Origin of the sequence: Paenibacillus pabuli NBRC 13638 (assembly GCF_001514495.1) — a bacterium.
In the GTDB taxonomy this organism is placed as follows: domain Bacteria; phylum Bacillota; class Bacilli; order Paenibacillales; family Paenibacillaceae; genus Paenibacillus; species Paenibacillus pabuli.
Genome location: NZ_BCNM01000021.1, coordinates 21,809 through 45,804 on the forward strand (window position 1 = coordinate 21,809; position 23,996 = coordinate 45,804).

General features: G+C 48.4%; 25 protein-coding genes and 1 pseudogene. 18 read left to right on the forward strand and 8 right to left on the reverse strand.

Going from position 1 to position 23,996, the window contains the following annotated elements:
* Positions 1-187: 187 nt before the first annotated feature.
* Positions 188-898: a GT-D fold domain-containing glycosyltransferase gene (locus PPA03S_RS24500; protein WP_062326781.1), complete on the forward strand. Its 711-nt coding sequence runs from the start codon at positions 188-190 to the stop codon at positions 896-898.
* 83 nt (positions 899-981) lie between these two features.
* Here PPA03S_RS24500 and PPA03S_RS24505 read toward each other — a convergent pair whose 3' ends face one another.
* The gene (locus PPA03S_RS24505; protein ID WP_062326783.1) at positions 982-1,398 is read right to left on the reverse strand and encodes a hypothetical protein; all 417 of its coding nucleotides are present in this window, start codon (positions 1,396-1,398) and stop codon (positions 982-984) included.
* A 189-nt stretch (positions 1,399-1,587) separates the two neighbouring features.
* Between PPA03S_RS24505 and PPA03S_RS24510 the strand changes: the two genes are divergently transcribed.
* From PPA03S_RS24510 to PPA03S_RS24565, 13 genes and pseudogenes are all read left to right on the forward strand, one after another.
* Complete coding sequence (locus tag PPA03S_RS24510) at positions 1,588-2,721, forward strand: RluA family pseudouridine synthase (RefSeq protein WP_062326785.1); 1,134 nt, start codon at positions 1,588-1,590, stop codon at positions 2,719-2,721.
* A gap of 112 nt (positions 2,722-2,833) precedes the next feature.
* Complete coding sequence (locus PPA03S_RS24515; protein ID WP_174532158.1) at positions 2,834-3,415, forward strand: SLOG family protein; 582 nt, start codon at positions 2,834-2,836, stop codon at positions 3,413-3,415.
* 192 nt (positions 3,416-3,607) lie between these two features.
* Entirely contained in the window at positions 3,608-4,423 is an 816-nt protein-coding gene (gene speD, locus PPA03S_RS24520; protein ID WP_062326787.1) for an adenosylmethionine decarboxylase, read from the forward strand.
* Positions 4,424-4,617: 194 nt separating this feature from the next.
* Positions 4,618-5,028 carry a flagellar basal body rod protein FlgB gene (gene flgB, locus PPA03S_RS24525; protein ID WP_062326789.1) on the forward strand — a complete coding sequence of 137 codons (411 nt, stop codon included), beginning with the start codon at positions 4,618-4,620 and terminating at the stop codon, positions 5,026-5,028.
* A gap of 206 nt (positions 5,029-5,234) precedes the next feature.
* Positions 5,235-5,726: pseudogene (locus PPA03S_RS34055) on the forward strand (GNAT family N-acetyltransferase); the annotation flags it as partial.
* Positions 5,727-5,876: 150 nt separating this feature from the next.
* Positions 5,877-6,332, forward strand: a complete 456-nt coding sequence (locus PPA03S_RS33750) for an NUDIX domain-containing protein (RefSeq protein WP_062326985.1) — start codon at positions 5,877-5,879, stop codon at positions 6,330-6,332.
* 229 nt (positions 6,333-6,561) lie between these two features.
* Positions 6,562-7,077 carry an RNA polymerase sigma factor gene (locus tag PPA03S_RS24540; RefSeq protein WP_062326791.1) on the forward strand — a complete coding sequence of 172 codons (516 nt, stop codon included), beginning with the start codon at positions 6,562-6,564 and terminating at the stop codon, positions 7,075-7,077.
* Positions 7,074-8,393, forward strand: a complete 1,320-nt coding sequence (locus PPA03S_RS24545; RefSeq protein WP_062326793.1) for a DUF4179 domain-containing protein — start codon at positions 7,074-7,076, stop codon at positions 8,391-8,393. Before PPA03S_RS24540 ends, PPA03S_RS24545 begins: the two co-directional genes overlap by 4 nt.
* Positions 8,394-8,506: 113 nt before the next feature.
* On the forward strand, positions 8,507-8,692 hold the full coding sequence (locus PPA03S_RS34060) for a hypothetical protein (RefSeq protein WP_245683718.1): 186 nt from the start codon (positions 8,507-8,509) through the stop codon (positions 8,690-8,692).
* Positions 8,649-9,293 carry a S66 peptidase family protein gene (locus tag PPA03S_RS24550; RefSeq protein ID WP_062326795.1) on the forward strand — a complete coding sequence of 215 codons (645 nt, stop codon included), beginning with the start codon at positions 8,649-8,651 and terminating at the stop codon, positions 9,291-9,293. The genes PPA03S_RS34060 and PPA03S_RS24550 overlap by 44 nt, the downstream gene beginning before the upstream one ends.
* A 72-nt stretch (positions 9,294-9,365) precedes the next feature.
* Positions 9,366-9,671, forward strand: a complete 306-nt coding sequence (locus PPA03S_RS24555) for a hypothetical protein (RefSeq protein ID WP_062326796.1) — start codon at positions 9,366-9,368, stop codon at positions 9,669-9,671.
* 380 nt (positions 9,672-10,051) lie between these two features.
* Positions 10,052-10,747, forward strand: a complete 696-nt coding sequence (locus PPA03S_RS24560; protein WP_245683722.1) for a threonine/serine exporter family protein — start codon at positions 10,052-10,054, stop codon at positions 10,745-10,747.
* A gap of 19 nt (positions 10,748-10,766) precedes the next feature.
* Positions 10,767-11,216, forward strand: a complete 450-nt coding sequence (locus PPA03S_RS24565; RefSeq protein WP_062326798.1) for a threonine/serine exporter family protein — start codon at positions 10,767-10,769, stop codon at positions 11,214-11,216.
* Positions 11,217-11,587: 371 nt separating this feature from the next.
* On the opposite strand, the gene PPA03S_RS24570 is transcribed toward PPA03S_RS24565, so the two are convergent.
* From PPA03S_RS24570 to PPA03S_RS24595, 6 genes are all read right to left on the reverse strand, one after another.
* Complete coding sequence (locus PPA03S_RS24570) at positions 11,588-12,055, reverse strand: DinB family protein (protein WP_245683719.1); 468 nt, start codon at positions 12,053-12,055, stop codon at positions 11,588-11,590.
* A gap of 171 nt (positions 12,056-12,226) precedes the next feature.
* Entirely contained in the window at positions 12,227-13,171 is a 945-nt protein-coding gene (locus PPA03S_RS24575; RefSeq protein ID WP_062326802.1) for a YwqG family protein, read from the reverse strand.
* Positions 13,172-13,317: 146 nt separating this feature from the next.
* On the reverse strand, positions 13,318-14,613 hold the full coding sequence (locus PPA03S_RS24580) for an ammonium transporter (RefSeq protein WP_062326804.1): 1,296 nt from the start codon (positions 14,611-14,613) through the stop codon (positions 13,318-13,320).
* Entirely contained in the window at positions 14,610-15,029 is a 420-nt protein-coding gene (locus PPA03S_RS24585; protein WP_062326806.1) for a hypothetical protein, read from the reverse strand. The genes PPA03S_RS24580 and PPA03S_RS24585 overlap by 4 nt, the downstream gene beginning before the upstream one ends.
* A gap of 320 nt (positions 15,030-15,349) precedes the next feature.
* Positions 15,350-15,853 (reverse strand): GNAT family N-acetyltransferase, encoded by a 504-nt coding sequence (locus PPA03S_RS24590; RefSeq protein WP_062326808.1) that lies wholly within the window; start codon positions 15,851-15,853, stop codon positions 15,350-15,352.
* 100 nt (positions 15,854-15,953) lie between these two features.
* Positions 15,954-17,057, reverse strand: a complete 1,104-nt coding sequence (locus tag PPA03S_RS24595; RefSeq protein WP_062326810.1) for a peptidoglycan DD-metalloendopeptidase family protein — start codon at positions 17,055-17,057, stop codon at positions 15,954-15,956.
* A 215-nt stretch (positions 17,058-17,272) separates the two neighbouring features.
* Here PPA03S_RS24595 and PPA03S_RS24600 point away from each other — a divergent pair, with 215 nt between their 5' ends.
* From PPA03S_RS24600 to thrS, 3 genes are all read left to right on the forward strand, one after another.
* Positions 17,273-18,040: a response regulator transcription factor gene (locus PPA03S_RS24600; RefSeq protein ID WP_062326812.1), complete on the forward strand. Its 768-nt coding sequence runs from the start codon at positions 17,273-17,275 to the stop codon at positions 18,038-18,040.
* Positions 18,037-19,797: a sensor histidine kinase gene (locus PPA03S_RS24605; protein ID WP_062326814.1), complete on the forward strand. Its 1,761-nt coding sequence runs from the start codon at positions 18,037-18,039 to the stop codon at positions 19,795-19,797. The genes PPA03S_RS24600 and PPA03S_RS24605 overlap by 4 nt, the downstream gene beginning before the upstream one ends.
* A gap of 487 nt (positions 19,798-20,284) precedes the next feature.
* Entirely contained in the window at positions 20,285-22,231 is a 1,947-nt protein-coding gene (thrS, locus tag PPA03S_RS24615) for a threonine--tRNA ligase (protein ID WP_062326818.1), read from the forward strand.
* Positions 22,232-22,422: 191 nt separating this feature from the next.
* On the opposite strand, the gene PPA03S_RS24620 is transcribed toward thrS, so the two are convergent.
* Positions 22,423-23,289, reverse strand: coding sequence for an SDR family oxidoreductase (locus tag PPA03S_RS24620; protein WP_062326820.1), 867 nt, complete (start codon positions 23,287-23,289; stop codon positions 22,423-22,425).
* 127 nt (positions 23,290-23,416) lie between these two features.
* Here PPA03S_RS24620 and PPA03S_RS24625 point away from each other — a divergent pair, with 127 nt between their 5' ends.
* A complete protein-coding gene (locus PPA03S_RS24625; RefSeq protein ID WP_062326822.1) occupies positions 23,417-23,959 on the forward strand; it encodes a hypothetical protein in 543 nt (180 codons plus the stop codon).
* Positions 23,960-23,996 lie beyond the last annotated feature (37 nt).

Genomic DNA, 23,996 nt, shown 5'->3' on the forward strand with positions numbered 1-23,996 from the left:
CGGTCCGGACACTTGCACAGGTTCTTCCACAAATCAGCTTTTACATAAGCCGACCAACACTTGTCGCTCCCGGAAGTAGATTGAGAACCAGCCGAAGATGCGCCCTGCAGGTCGAACACACAATACGTTACCGAAGCCGCAACATAGAATAGAGCAATGGAATTTTCAAAGGGGGTCTTATATCACAATGAATTCAATCTATCTTGAAATGGAAGGTGTGCTGGATCAACTTGAAGCCGCGGTGAGGGAGCAGCGTCCCTTCTCTCTGGTGCGTGTGGGTGATGGGGAGAATATCGTCATGTCCCAAGAAACAGTCTGGCCCACGGAACAGGTTCTGAAGGAGCGATGGGCCATTAAGGCCAATCTGGGGCAAAAAGGACTGCGTCTGCCCAATCTGCAGCTTCGGGATGAGGTCGCCGCTTCCTTGCAACGGGCCGATATCGTAGGTGTGCTTCCACACGGGGACAGTACCATCAAAGCCCCGGAGCATCTCAAAAGACAATTGACTGACATCGTGTTCGCACATTTTGGCATCTCTCCGGCACTGACTTGCCATGCCTGTATCAATCGGGAACTAGCGCAAATGCCCCGTTTCTGGAATATGCTTTCAGGCAAGCGGGTGCTGCTCGTTACCCGCGAGATTGAGCAGCTGCGGACCATGCTTGTTCGGGAACCGTACCATCTGGATATTACAGCTGCCCTGCCCTTCGACAGCTGGGACCAGATGGGAGAAACATTGCAGTGGATTCAGACGAATCGGGATACCTTCGATGTCGCGCTCTTCTCCTGCGGAGTGAATGCAGTTGTACTGGCCGAGCGCACAGCGGCACTCGCGGGCAAAGTCGCCATCGACTTCGGCAAAGCCAACAACATTATTTTGAAAGGACGTGCGAATTAGTCTGCAAATATGATTAATACAACAAAAATCCCGGACTCCTTGGAGCCGGGATTTTGTTCTGGTTTCTCTCTCTTACCTTCTGTTCATAGAAACCAATTGGTGGATGCAATACCATAGAACATTTCGGGTCCGGTTCGTACCGATGTGGATACCCCGGATATAAACGAGGTATATACACTTTCCAGTGCAGGCGGTGCGGACAGATCCTGTGCCGTGAACGAATGAAATTCAGCGCCGCCATTCTGACCTACCGTACCTTCGGCGCGATAGATCACAAAGAACGGATCATAAACACTGCCCCGTACAAGCTCAACGACGAACGTATCCCCTACTTCTCCGGTAACGCCAACCGTGCCATTCAAGGTGATAATGGGATTTGGGACACCAAGGGTCTGCAGACCGATGGAACCGAACGCTTCCGGCGATGGGCCCAGAGACACATTGGGCTGTCCAACTGTTCCCGAGTTCATCGAACTTCTCATATCGAGAAACACACCCATGAGTAACACCTCCAATGCTATGGGATACGTTATTCTATGAATCTCGACTCTTATTGGTTTGGATGGGTAACAGATTCTCTCCACCTATTTTTATTTGCCCCCGGTTAATGGTATATTGGACTGCATAACGAAATGAACGGATCGTATGCACACAAGCGGTACAGGCTGTTCAGAAGGAGATTACTATTTATGAATAAACGCAAACGTCCTACAAGCAAAACATCGGCCAAAGGGAAAGCATCCGCGGGCTCGTCCACAGCGCGGTCCGGTCGGTCCACTTTTACTTCCGCCAAATCATCAGGACCATCCGCATCCCATCATACAGGAGCGGCGAAAAAGCCAGCAGTCGCCAAATCCTCCGCATCTCCCAAGAAATCCGGAGCACCCAAACCCAAAGCAGCCAACCGTTCGGGCAATTCCTATTATCGCAAGCAAGAACCACCACGTCCGTACAAAGTAACTGAACCGGATGAGCTGCTCAATTTCTTGTTGAAACATCTGAAGTCTGGTCGAAATGCGGTCAAGTCCATTCTGGGTCGCGGACAGGTATCCGTGGATCAGAAGGTCGTAACCAAATTTAATGAGGCATTAACACCAGGTCAGATTGTATACATCCGTAAAGAGGGTGCTGTAGCTGCTCCTTCCTTGACAGGCATTAACATCTTGCATGAAGACGATGATATCATTGTGATCCGCAAGGAAGCCGGACTATTGTCGATTGCTGCTGACAAGACGGATGACCTCACGGCTTATCGCCAACTGACAGAACATGTACGCCGAACCAATCCGCTGAACCGGATTTTTGTCGTCCACCGTCTGGATCGGGATACGTCGGGTGTCATGATGTTTGCCAAAAGTGAAGAGGTACAGCAGAAGCTGCAAAACAACTGGAAAGAAAATGTACAGGACCGCGTCTATGTCGCCCTTGTTGAAGGTTCGGTAGCGAAAGAAGAAGGTACGATCTCTTCCTGGCTGAAAGAAACCAAAACGCTAAAAATGTACTCCAGTTCTCGTCCGAATGATGGACAACATGCCATTACGCATTACAAACGTCTGAAGTCGAACCGTGAGTTCTCCCTGCTGGAAGTGCGTCTGGAGACAGGCCGGAAAAATCAGATTCGTGTGCATATGGAAGATCTCGGACATCCTATTGCGGGTGACAGAAAATACGGCGCACGCACAAGAGACCTCGGCCGTCTCGGACTTCATGCACGTATACTCTCGTTTATTCATCCAACATCGGGTGAGTTGATGACATTTGAGACGGACATTCCGAAGCAGTTCCTGTATCCATTCCGCGCGGATGCCCCACCAGTGAACTAACGGGATCCCTTCGGGAAGAGTATCACTGACTCCGTGGTCTCAGCCGATTATGGACAAGCGCGTCGGTGTAAGAATGGGCCGTATGCCTGACCACTTCTAAAAGGGGGAACGGATGCTGAAAAACTTGCTGATTACCGGTTACCGGGCACATGAACTACAGATTTTTGGACAGAAGCATGAAGGAATTCCTTACATCAAAAAGGCGATCTCCTCCCGTCTTACGCCCCTGGTCGAAGACGGGCTGGAGTGGGTGCTGACACCAGGCCAATACGGTGTGGACCTGTGGGCCTGCGAAGTGGTGCTTGAGCTGAAGAAGACGTTTCCGGATCTGAAGCTGTCGATCATTACCGCTTTCCTGAACCCCGAGGAACAATGGAAGGAAGACAAACAGGAGTATTATCGCTCCATCCTGCAAGGTGTGGACTATTATGGTGCAATTAGTCGCCAGCCGTATATCGGCCCATGGCAGTTCACTGCGCGGGATGACTTGCTGCTGCGCAAAAGCGATGGCCTTCTGCTCGTGTATGATGAAGATGCCGGGGAAGGCAGTCCCCGTTTTATCAAGGAAAAGGCCGTCAAAAAACAACTGAACGAAGACTACACGATCATCAGCGTCACATCGGAGGATATCCAATCGGTCGCCGAGGATGAACGGATGAATGATGTCATGGATTACGGAGATTCTTCACTCTAAGGGATAACGGTTCAACTTTCGCATGACGTACGGATGATGTACACCGCCGGGATGTACTAATTCATGCACTTGGATTAAAGCGGCGAAGTCGCTCAGGAATTGGTACATATGTTTTTTTTGGCAGCAGGTTGGGTATAAGTAGTATTATTACTGCGATTACCATGTCGTATGGGACAAAGGGGAACTGCAACCATGACTTTAACGCCAGAGCAGCGCATTCAGCTGCACGGATTCAACAACCTGACCAAGTCGCTGAGTTTCAATATGTACGATATCTGTTATACGAAAACCAAAGATGAACGCCAAGCTTACATTGAATATATTGATGAACAATATAATGCGGACCGGCTGAGCAACATTCTGAGAAATGTGTCTGACATCATCGGGGCCCACGTCCTGAATGTCGCTCAACAGGATTACGTGCCTCAAGGCGCCAGTGTAACGATGCTTGTCTCGGAAGGACCCATTGTGGAAATTCCCGAGGAATCCTTCGACGAATCGCCTGGTCCCCTGCCTGATAATGTCGTCATGCAGCTCGATAAAAGTCATATTACCGTCCATACGTATCCCGAATTCCATCCGAGTGAAGGCATCAGTACGTTCCGGGCAGATATTGACGTCTCGACCTGCGGCGAAATCTCGCCACTAAAGGCACTGAACTATCTGATTCACTCGTTTGATACGGATATTATGACGATGGATTACCGGGTTCGTGGATTTACACGCGATACGAGCGGACGCAAGCTGTTCATTGATCATGAGATCGGCTCCATTCAGAATTACATCCCGGATGAGATCAAGAGCAGCTTTGACATGATTGACGTGAATGTCTATCAGGAGAACATTTTCCATACCAAATGCAAGCTGAGGGAATTCGACCTTGATAATTATCTGTTTGGGTACACGAAGGATAAGCTAAGCAAGGCTGAGCAGCAGGAAATTACGGAGTGGCTCAAGCTGGAGATGGACGAGATCTATTACGGCAAAAACATCAATCGTCCCTCGTAATGGCCGATCCATAAGGATTGATTCATTAGGGTCGTCTCATAAGGATCACGACAAGGATAAGATGTCATGAAGGCAGGCTTTCTTAGCAGAAGCCCCTGGCATGCGCTTGTCCTTTTCTTTTGTCTCATTTGACAGACAGCCTCTTCATTTTTTATGATGAAAGCAATTGCATTTCCAGTGAAGGAGACTACGCCGTGATCGAATCGAACACTTCCAGACGCAACGAATCTCTCTTGCACGTGCTGAACGTGCAGCACAAGGTTACCGCGGACAACATTGCCAATGCAGACACGCCCAATTACAAAAAGAAATCAGTGGAGTTCCAGGAAGAGCTTAGACGTATCATTGAGAATGGTAAAACAGAGAAGTTGGACATGCACCGGACTCATCCGAAGCATTTTCCGGTCAGTAATCCTGCTTCTTCCGTAGTCCCATACCGAATTGTCGAGAACAATGAAACGACCATGAACAATAATGGCAATAATGTTGACATTGACATGGAAATGGCGAACCTTTCGGAAAACCAGCTCATGTATAACTACATGGTTGATCGGGTCAGTGGACATTACAAAAAAATGAAAAACCTGTTGCAGGATTTGAAATAATGGATGTTAGAGCAGCCCCATTGGCTGCTTTTTATTTTGCATATATTCGGTGCAGACATCCATATCAGCTCATGATTTAACGTCGATTTCCTTTTTATAACCAGGAGGATCCGTTCTTCTGCTTGTGCCCTTGTTCGGTATCCTCCCCCTTTCGTAGTATAATGAGATAAAGTGAATGATTTCATATCCCATAAAAGAGGTGCAACATGGCTCCACGACATTTAAATGCTTTTCAAGGCTCCAAAGTCCGGCTGGCCGCTCCTTGCCCGGAAGACTGCATGCGGCTCGCCCGCTTCACGGACAGTTATGATTACTTGCGGAACCTGGATACCGATATTGCTGTTCCGCTAACTCCGGATGAGACAGGGTCATCCGCCGTTCGGAGAGACAACGGTTTTGAATTCGCGCTGCGTACACTGGAGGACAATCGGTTCATTGGATTCACAGCCCTCTACCGGATTGAGTGGAATAACCGCTCTGCACGTCTGGCCATTGGCATTGGTGATGACAAAGATCGGGGTAAAGGATACGGCAGTGATGCACTTGCCCTGATTATTCGTTATGGATTCCATGAATTGAATCTGAATCGGATTGCGCTCGAAGTGATTGAATACAATGAGGCTGCGAGACATGCATATCTGAAAGCCGGATTTCGGGAGGAAGGGCGCCAGCGCTCTGCGGTTCTGCGGGATGGCACGCATTATGATCTGATCTCGATGAGTATTCTTGCGGAAGAATGGGCAGCGCAGACTAAGCTGCCGTTGGCGTTTCAGTCTACCCATCACCAAGGTCATCAACAGACGGAAAATTCCTTAAACTCCCGACTGCTCGCTGCCGAAGAATCCTCGTTGTCCGATTCAGATGCCAAAGTCACTACGGATGATGCCCCTCTTCAGCCTCGGATCGGTGTTGGCGCCGTCATCCTCAACGAGCGTAATGAAGTCCTTTTGGTTTGGCGGAATCGTCAACCGGAACAATACACCTGGAGTATCCCTGGAGGCAAGGTCGACCCTTACGAATCGCTGGAAACGGCGGTCATTCGGGAAATCAAGGAAGAAGTCGATCTGGAGATTGCCATCGAGGGATTACTCTGCACGGCCGAAACCATTCGTCCGGAACAGGAAGAACACTGGATCTCCGTTCTCTATTTCACGCGGGTCATCCGCGGTATTGCCCGTAATTTGGAAGAAGGCGGTGCCATTGGCGAAATCGGCTGGTTCCCCCTAAACGATCTCCCCTCTCCGCTAGCCCGTTTTACCGTGCCAGGGCTACAAGCCGTAATGCAACTCTATTCCAAAGATTGAGTGAGATACGGTGATTTAGAATGACAAACATCCATAAAATGCATAACAACCGCCGAACTACTTTCTCTAAGACAAAGAGGAGGTTGGCGGTTGTTTTCGATTCTCTGCGTAAATTCCTTCTTTGTGGTAGTCTCAGTACATGTATACATAACTTTTTTTCCAAAACCAAGAACCGTTTGGCTCTTTCCACGGTCTAATACGCAATAACATCCATGAAAGGAGGAGCCATGTGACCCCTACTCAGCTCACCATCGCCGCACAAAAAGGGGATGCCGAGGCTTTTGCAGCCTTAATGGAATTGCATCAAAACCGACTGTACCGTATCGCCTATGCCTATCTTCACAACGAAGGCGATGCGCTGGAAGCAATACAGGAGACTACCTATAGAGCGTACCGTAAACTCCAAAAATTAAAAGAGCCCTCATACTTTGGCACATGGCTCATCCGCATTCTGCTCAACTACTGTGCGGACGAACGCAAACGCAAAAGCCGGTTCAGCCACGTCACTGAGATTCATGAACCCAGCAGCTGGGACCGGCCTGAAGATCCTGATCTTGCCGCAGCTGTCTCTGCGCTGGACCGGGATTGCAAGCAGATTATTATTCTGAGTTATTTCGAGGGATTCTCCTTAACTGAAGTTGCCGATATTCTGGAAATTCCGGCCGGAACCGTAAAATCCCGATTGCACCGGGCACTCGGACAGCTCCGTGATCAACTTGAAACGAAAGGAGATGTAACTTCATGACCGATGGACAAAACCCGTTCGAAGGATTGGAACAACGACTGAATCATCGCAAGACGGAATACGACGCCATTCCTGTACCGGATGCCGCAGCAGATCAGGCTGTACAGACCGGAATACGCCAGGCTGCACACAGGCGCAAATCCCGGCTTCGCTGGTACATAAGTTCCATCTCGGCAGCCGCGATCATCCTGCTGTTTACGGGATGTATTCGTGTCTCCCCTGCCTTTGCCTCCTTTGTGGAGCAGCTGCCTGGCATGGAGGGCATCGTCAGTATGATTCGCCAGGACAAAGGATTAATGATGGCCATCGATCAGTCCCTGCTGCAGAAGGTCGGTGTAACCGACGAGCATGACGGTACTTCCGTAACCGTGGACGGCATCATCACGGACGAGTCTCGCATGGTTATTTTTTATACGATGAAAGGCATAATAAATTCTGAAAAGAGTGATTATGACATCGACTTGCTTGATGAACATGGCAAACAGCTTCCGGTTGCCTTCGGTTATTCTTCACCATTACCAACTTCAGATGAGGATCTCTATGAAAGTTCAATTGATGTCTCATTTACAGAGTCCTTACCGCCGCAAGAGCTGACGGTTATATTCAAGGAGAGAGGAAAGGAAACGAATCATAAGTGGAAGGTCACCTTCCCCGTGGATCACAGCTTAACGAAAGGCATGAAAAAAATCATTCCCGTAAACCAAACAATGACCGTGGATGGGCAGCGTATTCAGGTAAACCAGGCTACACTGTTCCCAACTCGTCTTGTACTTGATATCGAATATGATCGGAACAACACCAAAAAAATCTTCGGCATTCGTGATTTGCAGTTGGTAGATGAGCAAGGCCGGGCATGGCGAACGGATTCATCCTCCATCTCAGGCTCTGGAAGTTCCGTCTTTTTCGAAAGCATGTACTTCTCTACTCCGAAAAAACTGACTTTGCAAGGATCTGGCCTTTCAGCGGTGAATAAGGATGAACTGGTTGTCAACATCGATCCATCTTCAGGTGAAATACAAGGTGGTCCAGCGAGTTTGAAACTCCTGAAAAGCACGGTCCAGGGCAAAAATCTGATCCTCGAGTTTTCAATTGCAGACGCTCAAAATGCTACTTCTGGGCTATCATTTACCAATATCGAGGACAGTAAAGGAAACCCTTTCGACATTAATGAAGTAGGTTGGAGCCCTTCCGTCTTTGAAGCAAGAGTTGTCATTAAAAATGGGGCCGCTGCCAAAGGAAATCTAACCATGGAAATATACTCTTACCCTGATCAGATTCGTGCACCGTTCTCTATTGAAATTCCTGTGACTCCCTAAAGAAAAATGTGAGCAGCCATACTATCAAGCCATATGAAGTAGTCATGCACTATAATGAAAATATCAAACATCTACATTAAATCGATATGTTCACAGGAAAGGGTGTTGTACCAATGAATAAGCGTTCGATCCGATATCCACAGCCACTCGTGCCGGGGGACAACATCGGTGTAGCGGCACCGTCCAGCGGTGTAGGCGAATCCCTGCACTATTACCTTGAAGAGAGCAGGCACAACATGGAGCGCCTTGGTTACGGTGTCGGCACACGGTACGAACTACGTGGATCTAAGATCCAATGAACTTGATCCGGTGACCGCCCGCTGGATGGATGTATTACAGACTGGATACGGAGGGCAGATTACCCAATCCTCCTCCACTCACTATCAATCGGAATGGAAGCCGGAATTAGCCGGGTTCAATCTGGATACCCCTTCTCGCTGGAAACAGCTGGGTCAGTCCGAAGGAGTAGACTCACAAATTACATTCTCAGGTCGGTTAATCGGAGGCTGTATGGACACCATCACTTGTCTTATTGGCACGCCTTACGCGCCTGTTGAAGCGTACCTGGATCAGTACTGTGCAGAAGAAGGAACCATCTGGTATCTGGAGAGCTGTGAGATGAATGCGGGTGATATTTACCGTCATCTGTGGCAGATGAGGCAGGCCGGGTGGTTTGCTGGCGTTACAGGTTTCATGTTCGGACGCCCTGCTGGCTATTCGGATACAGGGGATTTCAATTTTACCGACGCCCTGTCTTCGGCTCTCGGGGATATGGATGTTCCCGTACTGTATGATGTGGATCTGGGCCACATCCCGCCACAGTTAACCTTTGTGAATGGCGCACTGGGCAAAGTGGCATATCAAAATGGGATCGGCAGCCTTGAGATGGCATTTGTGTAATCACCGTTTCACCTTTTGTAGGCAGATGCATACCTTGAAGTAAGAAATGATTTTGAGGAAGGGTTGTGCATCATGTCTGAATCCACATCCACACCATCCGTACGGGTCGTATACCAAGCCAATCAACCAATGCTCCAATCCGTGCAAAGTGTGCGGAATATGCTTCATCATACAGCCCGGCAGCATGTCGGCAAGAAGGTGCAAGTTCAGAATATTGATGGTCAGGTATGGGAAGGTGTCATTATCAGCGCAGATCGGGGTATTCTGTATCTCCAGGTTACGCCGATGCATGGATATCCTGAGCCGCGTGCCTTGTTTGGACCGACCATTTTGCCACTCGTGTTGTATGAGCTGTTGGTCATTACGCTGTTGATGTAGTTGTTTTTATCCAGATCTAGATCGGGAAATAACCATAAAAGCTGCTCTTCTGCGTCCTTTGGGCCGTGGGAACGAAGCTTTTTTTGGGGTTTGGCGTAATTTTGATGTTATTCGGGTTTGTGTTTATCGGTAAATCACTGTAGTTGTAGTTGTAGCTTGGGTGACTTCAGCTAGTCGTGCGGTATGTTTCCTTACTAACGTGTGAAATATGATACAATGGTGTCGTTAATAGCCCTATCTCATATGAACGGAGCTTGATCCGGTTGGAATACATCCCTCATGATCCTCCACCCGTGCCTCCGTCTGAAACGGAGCTGGTGGGGAAGAATCATACTGAACAATCCCGTGTGATTGCGATCTGTCTCTTGGCAGGCAAAATCATGCTGCAAAGCGGTGGTGAAACCTACCGTGTGGAAGATACGATGAAACGCATGGCTGCGGCGCTGGGTCTTCCCCATTCGCATAGTTATGTGGTGCCTACAGGCATCTTCTTCTCGGTTGATGCAACCGAGCCTGCCAAGCTGATTCGAATCTCTGAACGAACTACGGATTTACACAAGGTATCCGAAGTGAATGCCGTTTCCCGGCGAATTGGACAAGGTGAGCTGACCGTTGAGGAAGCACATGCCTTGTTACAACGCATTGAGGGACAGCCTTCCTCTTATTCTGCGGTTGTACGGCTTACTGCGGCAGCATTATCCAGTGGGTGTTTTACCATAATGTTCGGCGGAGGATGGATTGACTTTCTCCCCGCAGTACTCTGCGGTGGGATTGGCTATGCAGCGGTCATTGCCTTCCATCGATTGGTACTGGTGAAGTTTTTCGCGGAGCTGACAGCCTCATTTGTCATTGGCCTGCTCGCCTTTTTGCTTGTCTATATCGGTGCGGGTCATGAACGGGATAAAATCATAATTGGCTCAGTCATGCCCCTGGTACCGGGACTGTTGATTACCAATGCTGTGCGTGACCTGATGGCCGGACATCTCGTATCCGGGTTATCCAAGGGAGCCGAGGCGTTTCTAACCGCTTTTGCCATTGGTACCGGCATTGCTGTTGTTTTTTCACTTTTTACGTAAGACGGAGGAGTGCAGGTTTATGCTTCATTTTATTGAACAAGCCCTGACCAGCTTTGTCGCGTCAGCTGCATTCGGCATTATATTTAATGCCCCCAGGCGAATGCTGCTTCACGGTGGATTTGTCGGCATGATTGGCTGGATCATCTATATTGTGCTCGAATATGCTGCGGATGCCGTTCCTGCTACACTGGCAGCCACCATCGCGGTAGGTGTCATCAGCCAGTTGTTCTCTCGCATGTTTCGTGCACCTGTCATCATTTTTAGCGTTGCAGGTATCATTCCGCTCGTTCCGGGCGGGCTTGCGTATAATGCCATGCGCAGCTTTGTGCAAAATGACTACGGTGCAGCCATGGAAATGGCTGCCAAGGCACTCATGTTATCCGGTGCCATCGCCATCGGACTTGTATTGTCCGAGGTGTTGAACCAGATGATTCGTCGGATACCCGAATCATTGCGAGCAAAATCCTAACAGAAGACGAAAAACATATCACTAACACGATAAGGACCCGCTTGGAGACAGGTAACGCTGTCCTTCACGGGTCTTTTGCTTCAGGCCATGTATGCCAACCATACATATTACCAGCATTGACCGGCGGTTAATCTGCGTAAATCATTGGGCCTGAGAAGGGGAAAAGCATGGAATTCCCGGTACACTTAATACCCTTTCATAATAGATTCAAATATGATTACCTACCCTTCTTCTGAATAGGTTCAATCTATTTCTCTCAACGTATCTAATCCCGGTTTAACCGCTACTCATTGCGGATAACATGCTCTATGTATTCTATTAAATCTTGTTCTTTATTCAGGCAGAACCTCGTATTATTCACCTAGGTCTATCTATTCAAACAATGCCACTTTGGGCTCTATGCCAGTCAGCGTCAGCATCGTATGCAGTTGGCCCCTGTGGTGATATACATGTCCCATGATCTCAAGCAGCCACTCCAGACGACTATAGGAAGCTCCCCAATAGGAGTCCGTCACCTGTAATAATTCCTTTGTATCAAACTGTCTGTACCGATGGTAGAGGTACATCTGATTCGCAATCAGCGCTTCCTTGATCTCGCTCAGCGTATTTGGCTGATTTTTCTCGTAAAACAAAGCCATTTCCTCTTCGGAAGCTCCCTCCGAAATATGTACATCCGCACGACAAATGACGGATATATGTGAAAGTAATTCTCCAACCGGTCGTTTGCCTTCAATCGGAGTCAAAGCCAAATCCTGCTCGGACAGTTGATCACATAAATCGATTAATGATGTCACTGCCACATCAATATGTTTAAATGCAGACTGAATCAACAGATACACTCCCTTTTTATCCCATTATACAGAACATATGATCCCCCATCAACCCATATCCCCCTTTATATATAAACCAGCTATATTCACAAACCAACAAGACGAACAAAAAAAGTCCCGCCTCCCTCTTATAGACGGGATTTGGGACATTTTGTTGCTCCTATGATAACCAATGCGGGCTTAACTTGAATATAACGAACAATACGTTTGGTCGAATCGTCCTGCGAGCAAGTCTGCCTTGCGAATGAAAAATTGCAGCTCCCCGCAGTCCCACCATTGAAAACCGATGGCGTCATGCGTATCAATTTTCAACAGAAGCAGCATATCCGAAAGCTCCTGCTGTGTTCGTTCCTCGTCTCCGCCATAATGAGCAGTCAACTTTTTCTCACACGCCTGCTCGTCATAACCATACTCTTCACCAAGTACGATCTGCAGCAGCGCCCGATGCTCTGCATCTGGATGCTGACCGTCAGGGTATCCGAACATGCCACCCCAGTTCTGTGTACTTGGATGATTCCAGTCGGATTCGAATTCAAGATATCGATCATATAGACCATCCTCCCCTTCGACAGCTACCGTTCCACCAGCCAGCGGGGCAACAAGTGCATTCAGAGCCAGAGCATCAATATATGCATATGTAGGGAACTCAAGATTAGGCAGTACTGTTACCGAATGCGCTACAAAATCAGCCTCGTTCAGCGCGGTTTCGCCCTCAGGCTCTCGCCTCGTCAGGTGATGGGCGTCTGGCTCGTAAATTACACGATGCTCAATATGATAAGCAGGTTCGTCCACACCAATGAAAAAGTATAACATCCCCCGTTCTGGCAAACTTCCGCGCCCATCATTTGGCGTATACGGTGTCAAGTCTACGAGATTCAACTGGGCCAGGAACGTCATGGGCACCCCATCCTGTGTCATAGGCCAATTCATCTGCTCTGGCAGATCCGGATTTCCACCAACACGTGAATTCCCTGTTCTGCGATACTCATCCTCAGTCGATACATCAAGGCGAATTCCCCAACGACTTGAAGATAACAGCAGATCGGCAGCATTCCCCAATCCATATTCCTCAAGAGTTTTCCGGGCTTTTCTGGTTAGACGTTCACATTGTTCAGGTTTAATCATGCAGATCCTCCCCTTCTGACAATACATCTATGTTGAGACATATTCAGGTTCACATCTGTATATTCTTCTGCTGCCTCTTCTTTCCCTGCTTCTAACGAAAAAAGAAACTGACATCCGCTGTCAGCCCTTTTCATGATCTATTCCATTCATTCTGAACGCTTCTGATTCGGTGACTCATCCTGGAAAGCCCGAATATGCTCCTCGCCATCCAGGAATTCATGCGACTGGTGAGCGGCCATTACACCATGGTAACTAATGTCCAGACCCAGATCTTCCTCTTCTTCCGTGGAACGGACAGGAACGATTTTGCCGATCAGCTTCAGACCAATCCAGGTCATGACAAATCCCCAGACGACCAAAGCCGTGAGTCCGAGCGCCTGAACGCCCAGCAGCCTCCAGCCTCCTCCCGTGAACAAGCCACCATCGGTTGCAAACAAACCCACGGCAATGGTTCCCCACATCCCGGATGCGGCATGAACAGGAAACGCGCCTACCGGATCATCAATCTGCCTGCGATCCAGCCAATTCGTTGCAGCCATCATAAGCAGCCCGGATACTGCACCGATGAATATCGCAGCTGCATCGCCAACAAAAGCACACCCTGCAGTAATGCCGACCAGACCGGCCAACGAGCCATTAATGACCGATGGTGCATCCGAACGATTGAACCGGAACAAGGTGTAGAGCAATGTAACCGCGCCGCCTGAAGCAGCAGATAACATCGTAACGATGGCAATGTGACCGATCCTTACATCTGTTGCGCTGAGCGTACTTCCTGCATTGAAGCCAAACCAGCCGAACCACAGCAGAAATGCACCTACAGACGCGAGCGGCAGATTGCTCGGAAGCGCAATGGCACTCACGCCAAGCGGCGTGTATTTGCCTTTCCGTGGCCCAATAATGATCGCAGCAGCCAGTGCCGAGAACCCGCCCAATGCGTGAATGACAGCAGAACCGGCAAAATCCTGCATCCCCAGCTTGCTGAGCCAGCCGCCGCCCCAGGCCCAGTGTCCACCAATCGGATAAATAATGGCCGTCATCAATAGGATGTACAGCAGATAGGCACGAAAGTTAATCCGCTCAGCTACAGCACCCGATACGATGGAAATGACGGCAATGGTGAACGCTGCCTGGAACAGCCAGAATGTCTCCAGTGATACCGGCACGTCCAGATGGGACAGATCACCATTCAGGAAAAACCCGGTTATACCTACCAATCCTCCGGCATCTGAGCCGTACATCAAGCCAAATCCGATGGCATAGAAGAGCAATGTTCCAATCGTGATGTCAGCGAAAACCTTCATAATAATATTCACGCTGTTTTTATAACGTACAAATCCAGCCTCCAGCAGGGCGAATCCGCCCTCCATCAATAAGATCATGGCTGCACTCAGTACGACCCAGACCGTATCGATCCCGGAGCTTAACGTCTCCAAAGTCATGCTTGTACACCCTCCGTTTCCCTAAGCTGTCTGATCTCCCGGATCGTTTCGGGCGTAAGCTCAATTTCGTCCCGTTCAATACTGTCCGGATGCACGATTCGTTCGGCAATGCGATCCAATTCTCGTATCCGCCGCCGGATCTGCTCCATTTTGCGGAAACGTTCCTTCACCTGAACCATATATTCCACCGCCTGGTGGTGGGATGCGGGCCGTCCTGCGAACCATTTGCGTACGGTAGACAAAGATTGATAAGCCACTTCTTCCGCACGTTTTTTTTGTTCGAATTGTTCGATTTTATGTTTGAGCGTTTCGATCTCGTTTTCTTTTTTGACCTTGAGCTGTTGGATAAGGTACAATAAATCGGACGATGATATTTGCAATGCTGTATGGTGATACACCTCGTCAATTACTAACATATCATGTCAGGACTCCTCACATATCGAGTTACTTGTTATCGATTATAGAGTCCAGCAGCACTCAGCGTCAATTCTTTTTTGGCGATGCCAATATTTGAATCTGGTTTTTTTATGAGAAATTACTTATCTCCAGATCCTAACTTCTTATAACAAAGAAAATAAAACATGATTTCGCATTCGCCTTTCATAACCTCTCTGAATTTAATGGAATGCGTGATTGTGAAGCAATGCTGCGCCGCACTGGAGAAAGAACAGCATAAAAAATAACCTCCAATCCACGTCCTGTGGATTCGGAGGTTTTCATTTGCTATGAAACTTTGTTATATTTTTTTGCCCAAAATCGCCAAATCCCGGTTGACACCATCCAGTACAGCTACTTCAGGGTAGTACCCCCACTGTTCAAAGCCATGCTTGCGCAATAACCCCAGACTTGGTTCATTATGACCAAAGACAAAGCCCAGAATAGTCTTGATTCCAAGTGCAGGACAAGCGGCAAAAATCGTGTTCAGCAATCGTCCACCCGCCCCAATTCCCCGGCACTGCTGATCCACATATACACTGACTTCCACTGTTCCATTGTACGCAGGTCGTCCATAAAAGGAGCTAAGACTGGCCCAGGCTACAACTTGCCCCTCATGCCTCATCACCCAAAGTGGACGATAATCCGAAGAATGCTCCTCAAACCAAGGTATACGTTGTTCCACGGTCACCGGCTTCAAATCTGCCGTCACCATCCGGCTCTCGATTGTAGAATTATAGATCTCCACAATTCTCGGCAAGTCCTCACGACGAGCATACTCAATCTGCACACTATCCAGCTCCATGTCTACTCCTCCATCATCCTGATCGATTCTATCTTATGACGGTATTATAACGGAGAAAGGAAGCCAGCGTCATCCCCCAACATTCGGGTCAACTTCACAATTACTCAGGCATTCCCTGGATGGTCTTCCCTCGGGTTAACTGCTGACTTTGATCCGCCCAACGAATGTTGACGGAACGGGAAGTGAATAAATCCGGGCCGTCCGATACCTGGAAGTGCAGATGAGCTTCGCTGGAGTTCCCTGAGTTGCCGAGCTCTCCAATGAGATCTCCCTGCTTGACTTTATCCCCCTTTTTGACTGCTACACTTCCCTTTTTTATGTGTGCTGTAACGCTATATTCGTCCTGACCATGATCAATGACCACATAATTCCCCGCCGGCTCTTCCGGATTCATAACGCCTGGTGTGTTGTCGGGAATGTCATTTTTGATTTCTACAACCGTTCCATCCGCAGCAGCATAGAGTGGTTCACCAAAAGCATAGTAGCTTGCATTCACCTTGGCATCTCCGTTGAAACTGAAAGACTCTTTGGTTCGAACGATATCTAGCGCATAGCGCTGTGTTTCATGCTCGTAATGATAGTTCGACATCACATCATTGCCTCCCCAGAACACGTACCATTCACCCTTCATCGGAAACTGGAATGCGGTTTTGGTGAACTTTTGATCCGTATCTTCATGGGTTTCCAGCGGCTGGATCAACAAACCTTCTATCTGATTTTCTTTGGAAAAATAGGCTTGAATCCCTTTGGTCCCTGTTTGATCCTTCCATGAATGCTCAGTTAAATTGTTCATTTGCGCATCCACCACTTGGCTAAAGGAAGTTACGCCCTGCAGGAACTGGTCGGCAGACGTTTTGAACTGTTCAAGCGTCATCGCTTCCTTCATTTCCGGGGAAAACTGACTATAGATCGCATCCTTCGAACCATTCATTAATGTATCTATGAAATTGTCTGGGGTTACCATCGTGCTCACCTCTGAACCGGAAGTCTGTTCCTGATCGGTATTCTTACCCGTTTCATTTGTATCGGACGTCTGTTCGGCCGACTGCTTTTCCCCCTGTTCGGATGTAATCGAGTTATCGTTGCCACAGGCAGACAATATCACACAGGCACCAAGAGCAATTGCAAGCAGCTTCCAGCCCTTTCTGCTTTGTAATTTGTTGTGTGAAGCTTGCTCTGAATTCAGCTGACTTTCCCTGTTCATTCTCAACACCCCTTCTATTGATCGTTATACTTTCCAGTTAAGTGTACAGAATGAATCTTATGCTTCGTCTAACCCTTCCTTACTTGTAGTTAAATTGTGACAGCTTCCATTGGCTCATAATTAAGATTCCGTTAAGATATCTCACACGCCAAACTGTTCTTATGGATGGTATGATTGCACTATCACAAAGGAAGCCCAGGAGGTCATTACACATCATGGACCACGTCTCCATCCTGCTTGTTGATGATGAACAAGCCATTTTGCATATGCTCAAAACCGTTCTGCTCAAAGAGCAATTTGTGGATATTGACACCGTCACGACTGCAGAAGAAGCGCTCACCGCCTGCGAAAATAAAACCTATCATTGCATCGTACTCGACATCATGCTGCCCGGCAAAAGCGGACTAGACATCTGTCCTTTCCTCCGGCAAGTCACTGATGCACCGATTCTTTTTCTGACCGCAAAAACAACGGATTACGACAAATTAACCGGTTTCGCCGTCGGCGGCGATGACTATGTCGTTAAACCATTTAATCCACTAGAGGTAGTGGCTCGGATTAAATCGCTGCTGAAACGTTATTTGCCTACCAAAATGGCGACGAATACAACGGTGACTCCAACCTCTTCTGACGTAACTTCGTCATCTCCCGCCATGCAGGAAGGGGTATATGATTTTGGCCGCTTTCAAGTATTGGATCAAGCTGGCGAACTTCGGGTTGAAGGTGAATCCGTATCCTGTCCGGCACTTGTTTTCCAATTGCTGCTCTTTTTCTGCAAACATCCCAATCGTATTTTCACCAAATCGGAATTGTATGAGCGGGTATGGGGTTCGGAAGCCATCAGCGACGATAACACCGTTATGGTACATATCCACCGTATCCGTGAGCGTATAGAAGCCGATCCCTCTAACCCTGTCTTTCTTGTGAACGTCCGGGGTCTTGGCTACAAGCTCATTCAGCCAGAAAAAGCGTCCCGTTTATGAGTATTCGTCGCAGATTGATGACCCGGTTTATCGGGATGCTCGCTGGCGCAGTAATCCTAATCATCCTGTTGGGTTCTGCAGCCACCTACTGGGTCGTTCAAAGGATAAATGAAGTAAGTCTGGTGGATGACTTCGCTACAAGCGGACTGGACCAATTAATCAATACTGCAGAGATGAAGCCCGATGGCACGGTCCGATATGACCCCAAGCTGCTGGAGCAGGTTAAACATAATCAGGGATGGTTGCAGGTTCTGGATGAGAAGGGCTATGTCATTGACGATTTCCATACCCCGGACGATGTTCCGAAGCAATATAAGCCTGGAGAGTTGATTGCATACTGGGAAGCCAAAAAGCCGTTCCCCTATCAGATCGTCATGCTGATTCGGGAGAAAAACGGCGAGAATTTTACCTTGCTGTACGGCGAGCGCAATCAGGCCCAATCCTTGCTTGATCAAGCCCGACAAAGCAGTTATTACACGAATGGTGAGCTTGTTCTTCAGCCCAAACAACAGGATGCCCTTCGCTCCAAAGGCGCCTACCTGCAAGTGTTGGACGCTTACGGCCATGAACTGGATTCCTTTAACAAACCCGCCATAGGCGTCCCCAGCAGCTATAACATTCAGGAAATGGTTTTGCGTGTTCGTTATCCCAGTCGGTATGGAATATCGACCGCAACCTTGTACGATGAACAGAACAGCACAACCTGGATGATTAGCATACCTGTAGACCCATCTGCGTCAGGAGATCAGAATCCATATAAATTCATTTTGGCACCCGCTCTACTCGTGCTGCTTCTGTCCGTTGTCATTTTGCTTATCCTTCTGGCCCTATGGTATGCCAATCGTTTCGGTTCTCCCATGCTTCATATGCTCCAATGGCTCCAGCGCCTGGAACAGGGACATTATGAAGAACCCAAAGGCATTGGAGGCGCACCTCGCAGCCAGCGACGAAATGGCAAATGGAAACGGAAATACCACGTGTATGCCGAAGTGCTTCGCTCCATGCAGGCATTATCCGCAACATTGAAACAAGACGAAGAGCTCCGTAAAAAGACCGAGTCACTGCGCGAGGAATGGATTGCCGGTATAACGCATGACCTTAAGACACCGCTGTCCTCCATCCAGGGATACGCCCATATGCTTGAAGCACAGAAATACAGCTGGTCACCGGAAGAAGTACGAGAATTCGCGGGCATTATGCTGGACAAATCCATGTATATGGATCGGCTTGTGAATGACCTTGCCATGACGTACCGTTTGCGCAGCGGCGGATACCAACCCCCCGTCGAAGAGACTGACGTGAATACGTTACTGCATGATCTCGTCCTGCGTGCAGAACGCAACCCGGTATATGGTGAGGGACGTATTTGCTTCCAACCTGCCCACGCTCCGGTATATGGTCATGTGCATATTCCTTCGTTTGAACGAATTGTGGATAACCTGACCGCTAATGCCTTACTGCATAATCCTGCTGAGTCGACTCTGACCGTCAGTGTGCATCCGGGTAAGCAGGCAGGTGAGTTCAGTGTTCATTTTGCCGATGACGGACAAGGAATGGACCCGGAACTGGTCTGGAGGCTGTTTGAACGATATTACCGAGGGACGGATACAGGCACGTCCGATGTCGGATCAGGCCTTGGTATGGCGGTAACAAAAGGCTTAATTGAAGCGATGAAGGGTCGTATTGAGGTACAATCGGTTTCTGGTAAGGGTACCGTCATTCGATTAATATGGGATGGGAAATCCGGACATGGGTAAAAAACATTCCGCTTGACCTTTTCATTTTCAATCTATATAATCGACACTCAATAACACCTGTTCCCATATATTGATATGGACTTCAACAATTTTCAGAATAATATAAGATCCATTCAAGGATATCAACTTTGCATATTTGGCGATGACCAGAGACAAGATTCCGTTTGCGTGCTGCCCAGAGAGAGAAGGGATTGGTGAAACCTTCTTCAGTGAACGGACCGGAATTACCCCTCTGCAGCCGTGAGCTCGAACCTCAGCTTTTCGGTCTTCTTCATGAATTCCGGACAAAGCTGTCAGTAGAGTTCACCGCCTGATCCCCGATAACGGATTCCAATGAGGGTTATGATGTTTCTTGCTTGCGGCGGCTGGTCGTGTTCAGGGGCATTCATAACCAAATTAGGGTGGAACCACGAGCTGAGCGCACTCGTCCCTTTTCCGGGACGGGTGTTTTTTGCGCTTCAAATTTGAATATTGGAGAGTGGTTCACATGAGTAATCCGAATAAAAGTCAGCCTCCCGAATCTTTGATCCATATCCGCTTGCAGGGTGGGGCGGTACGATCTTACGAGGCCGGCATCACTGTAGGCGCAGTCGCTGCATCCATCAGCACAAGTCTGGGTAAACAAGCCATTGGCGGTATTGTTGATGGCATGAATGTCGATCTTGATGGGGTGTTGGAACAAGATTGCGAACTCGTCATTGTTACTTTGGACAGCGTGGAAGGGTTGTATCGTTATCGCCACAGCACAGCTCATGTACTCGCCCAGGCTCTCAAGCGCATCTATGGTGCGGATCAGGTGAAGCTGGGCATTGGTCCAGTCATCGAAGATGGATTCTATTACGATGTCGATCTGGAGCATACTCTGTCCATCAGTGATCTGGCTGCAATAGAGCGGGAAATGAACAAAATCATTCAGGAAAATCAAAAAATTAGCCGCCGGGTGGTTAGCCGGGAAGAAGCCCTCCGCATCTTCGGAGAGATTCAAGACCCGTACAAACTCGAACTTATTCGGGATCTACCAGAGGATGCTGAGCTTTCGATATATGATCAAGGCGAGTTCTTCGATCTGTGTCGCGGTCCCCATCTTCCATCCACTGGCCGAATCAAGGCATTCAAGCTGCTGAATGTGGCTGGTGCGTACTGGCGGGGCAGCTCGGATAATAAGATGCTGCAGCGTATCTACGGCACTTCTTTTCCGAACAAAGCCCAATTGGATGAACATCTGCACATTCTGGAAGAAGCGAAGAAACGGGATCACCGTAAACTCGGCAAAGAGCTTGAACTGTTCATGTTCTCCGAAGAAGCTCCCGGCATGCCCTTCTATCTGCCCAAAGGCATGACTGTTCGTACTGAACTGGAGCAGTTCTCCCGTGAATTGCAACTACAGGAAGGCTATCAGGAAGTTCGCACTCCCCTCATGATGAACAACCGTCTGTGGGAGCAATCCGGCCATTGGGAGCATTACAAAGACAATATGTACTTCTCGGAAGTGGACGATGCCACTTTTGCCTTGAAACCAATGAACTGTCCGGGGCATATGTTGATTTTCAAAAATACACTTCATTCCTATCGTGAGCTGCCGATTCGCATGATGGAATTCGGTCAGGTCCATCGGCATGAATTCTCAGGAGCTCTGAACGGCATGATGCGGGTGCGGACATTCTGTCAGGATGACGCCCATCTCTATGTGATGCCAGAACAGATCGAAGACGAGATTAATCAGGCGATATCCCTGATCGGACGCATGTACGACATCTTTGGATTTGAGTATACAATTGAGCTGTCCACTCGCCCGGATGATTCGATGGGATCGGAGGAGCTGTGGGATCAGGCCGAACGCGCACTGCAAAATGTACTGGATCGGCGCGGTGTGAAATACCGCATTAACGAGGGTGACGGTGCATTTTATGGTCCGAAAATTGACTTCCACATTCTCGATGCACTGAAGCGCAGCTGGCAGTGCGGAACAATCCAGCTTGATTTTCAAATGCCGGAGAAGTTCGATCTCACTTATATTGGCGAGGATAGCCTGAAACACCGTCCAGTCGTGATCCACCGTGCCATCTACGGTTCCATTGACCGCTTTATCGGCATCCTGACTGAACATTATGCAGGAGCTTTTCCACTCTGGCTCGCTCCCGTGCAAGTGAAGCTGCTGCCCGTGTCTGATCACTACGCAGACTATGCACTACAAGTACAGAGCCAGCTCCGGGCTGCCGGCATTCGGGTGGAAACAGATCTGCGCAGCGAGAAGCTCGGCTACAAAATCCGTGAAGCCCAGATGGAAAAAGTGCCTTACTCGCTCGTACTCGGTGAGAATGAGAAAAATGCCTCATCCGCCTCTGTCCGCGCATACGGTCAGGGTGATCAAGGCATTCAGCGTATTGATGCTTTTATTGAATGGATTCAGCAAGCTGTGAAGGCAAAAGCCTAAGCGAATCGGACCTGGTCGGGTTGAATCTTAGGGTCTGAATTTGGTGGCCCGATGTCGATGTTGTGACGTTTCGTACCCGGCACAACTTGGAGTCAATGCAGAAGGTATCACACGGAATAGAAGCGCCTTTATTCTTACGTGCTCGTAATCCGTACCTTCTGCGATGACTGCCTGTTTTAACCTCTCGTCTGTTATAACCTCTCGGCCGCCCTCAGTCCAACCTGTTCTTCGCTCCACGTCCAGAAACGTTCAGCCGTCGCATCATCCGTGGCATGAGCTTTTAACTGCTGCTCCTGCTGTTGGTAGAAATATCGCCCGGTTACTCCCGCGACTTCAGGACTTGTGGCGAGATAGATGGCCGTTTGCGCCCCTTCTTCAGGAGAAAGAAAAAAGGGCAGCTTGCCCACCAAAGCCATAATACGTGTGCCAAACCCGGTATTGCGGTCTACCCCAATACTTGTGCCCACCGCACCGGGATGCAGGCAGTTCACCGTGATTCGGGTATCCGCTAATTTGCGCGCCAGAACACGGGTGAACAATACGTTGGCCAGCTTGGATTGGGCATAACTTTTGATTGGATTGTAGCCTTTGTGCAGATGGGGATCTTCAAAATGGATTTTTCCGGCTTTGTATGCACCCGACGAAACGTTTACAATTCTCCCCTGCTTGGCAGCTTTCAAAGGTTCGATCAGGAGTAAGGTAAGCAGGAAATGTCCAAGATGGTTAATACCGATGGCTTGTTCGAAACCGTTGGAGGTCTCTTGGCGCTTCAACATGACAACACCCGCATTATTAACGAGAACGTCAAGTATGTCGTAACGCTCACGGAATGATTGGGCAAAATGACGGATGCTCTCCAGTGACCCCAGGTCACACAGCATCAGTTCAATCGCAGCAGAGCCGGACGACTGTCGCAGCGCCTCTTCCAGAGCCCGCTGTCCGCGTTTCTCACTGCGGCACGCCATAATTACGCGATACCCTTGTCTTGCAAGTTCAATGGTGGTTGCCAGACCCATGCCTGAGTTGGCTCCCGTAACAATGGCTGTTGGAATGGACATCAGGTACTTCCCTTCTGAACCAGAGGTTCTTCTTATTTTGGAACACTCATCTTCTTGTTTTTGGCACTGCTGACGTCAATATGAGATAATCGAAAGATCATATATAAGTCTTATAGGGAGGATACGCATGCTAACCAAAGAAGACTTCAAGAAACTGAAAAAAGAAGCGAAACATGAGATTGCACTCATAGAAAGGGAGGCTCAACATCTCCAGCAAAAGTCAGAGTCATCACTGCACGAAAAAGATAATCTATGGACTGTTGAAGAGATTGGTGAGCTTATCCAAAAACGGAACGAGCGAAAATATAGTTCATGGACGATTGAATTATGTACCATTATTGAAGAATTGCTGAATCAGCTATACCAACAAACTCATCAAAAAAAGTTTAATTCGATCCAGCTGATGAAAATTCCTGCATACCGTTCATTATCCAATATCGAGATTCTTCAGGCTGAATTGAAAAATCAGTACCTTTCCCTGAAATCGGGGGAAGAAAACGTAGAAAAAGAACTAGCCCAAGTGTTTCAACTACGAAATAAACTTATTCATTCCAACTTTTCTTATGTTTCTATTGTCAGAGCGAATCGCAATGCGAAAAAAGAGTTTGAATTTATCCTGGATACGGTGAAGAAGTATAGAAAATGCTTGAAATATAATCAGCCCGAGTAATAACGAATGCATGATGATTGCAAAATGGAAATTGGTC

Coding starts and splice junctions, on each gene's coding strand:
- PPA03S_RS24545 (WP_062326793.1), top strand. CDS start 7,074: ATGACCGATGGACAAAACCCGTTCGAAGGATTGGAACAACGACTGAAT.
- PPA03S_RS24595 (WP_062326810.1), bottom strand. CDS start 17,057: ATGAACAGGGAAAGTCAGCTGAATTCAGAGCAAGCTTCACACAACAAA.
- thrS (WP_062326818.1), top strand. CDS start 20,285: ATGAGTAATCCGAATAAAAGTCAGCCTCCCGAATCTTTGATCCATATC.
- PPA03S_RS24505 (WP_062326783.1), bottom strand. CDS start 1,398: ATGGGTGTGTTTCTCGATATGAGAAGTTCGATGAACTCGGGAACAGTT.
- PPA03S_RS24560 (WP_245683722.1), top strand. CDS start 10,052: ATGCTGCAAAGCGGTGGTGAAACCTACCGTGTGGAAGATACGATGAAA.
- PPA03S_RS24580 (WP_062326804.1), bottom strand. CDS start 14,613: ATGACTTTGGAGACGTTAAGCTCCGGGATCGATACGGTCTGGGTCGTA.
- PPA03S_RS24605 (WP_062326814.1), top strand. CDS start 18,037: ATGAGTATTCGTCGCAGATTGATGACCCGGTTTATCGGGATGCTCGCT.
- PPA03S_RS24500 (WP_062326781.1), top strand. CDS start 188: ATGAATTCAATCTATCTTGAAATGGAAGGTGTGCTGGATCAACTTGAA.
- PPA03S_RS24575 (WP_062326802.1), bottom strand. CDS start 13,171: ATGATTAAACCTGAACAATGTGAACGTCTAACCAGAAAAGCCCGGAAA.
- PPA03S_RS24515 (WP_174532158.1), top strand. CDS start 2,834: ATGCTGAAAAACTTGCTGATTACCGGTTACCGGGCACATGAACTACAG.
- PPA03S_RS24565 (WP_062326798.1), top strand. CDS start 10,767: ATGCTTCATTTTATTGAACAAGCCCTGACCAGCTTTGTCGCGTCAGCT.
- speD (WP_062326787.1), top strand. CDS start 3,608: ATGACTTTAACGCCAGAGCAGCGCATTCAGCTGCACGGATTCAACAAC.
- PPA03S_RS24625 (WP_062326822.1), top strand. CDS start 23,417: ATGCTAACCAAAGAAGACTTCAAGAAACTGAAAAAAGAAGCGAAACAT.
- PPA03S_RS24600 (WP_062326812.1), top strand. CDS start 17,273: ATGGACCACGTCTCCATCCTGCTTGTTGATGATGAACAAGCCATTTTG.
- PPA03S_RS24620 (WP_062326820.1), bottom strand. CDS start 23,289: ATGTCCATTCCAACAGCCATTGTTACGGGAGCCAACTCAGGCATGGGT.
- PPA03S_RS24555 (WP_062326796.1), top strand. CDS start 9,366: ATGTCTGAATCCACATCCACACCATCCGTACGGGTCGTATACCAAGCC.
- PPA03S_RS34060 (WP_245683718.1), top strand. CDS start 8,507: ATGAATAAGCGTTCGATCCGATATCCACAGCCACTCGTGCCGGGGGAC.
- PPA03S_RS24590 (WP_062326808.1), bottom strand. CDS start 15,853: ATGGAGCTGGATAGTGTGCAGATTGAGTATGCTCGTCGTGAGGACTTG.
- PPA03S_RS24510 (WP_062326785.1), top strand. CDS start 1,588: ATGAATAAACGCAAACGTCCTACAAGCAAAACATCGGCCAAAGGGAAA.
- PPA03S_RS24585 (WP_062326806.1), bottom strand. CDS start 15,029: ATGTTAGTAATTGACGAGGTGTATCACCATACAGCATTGCAAATATCA.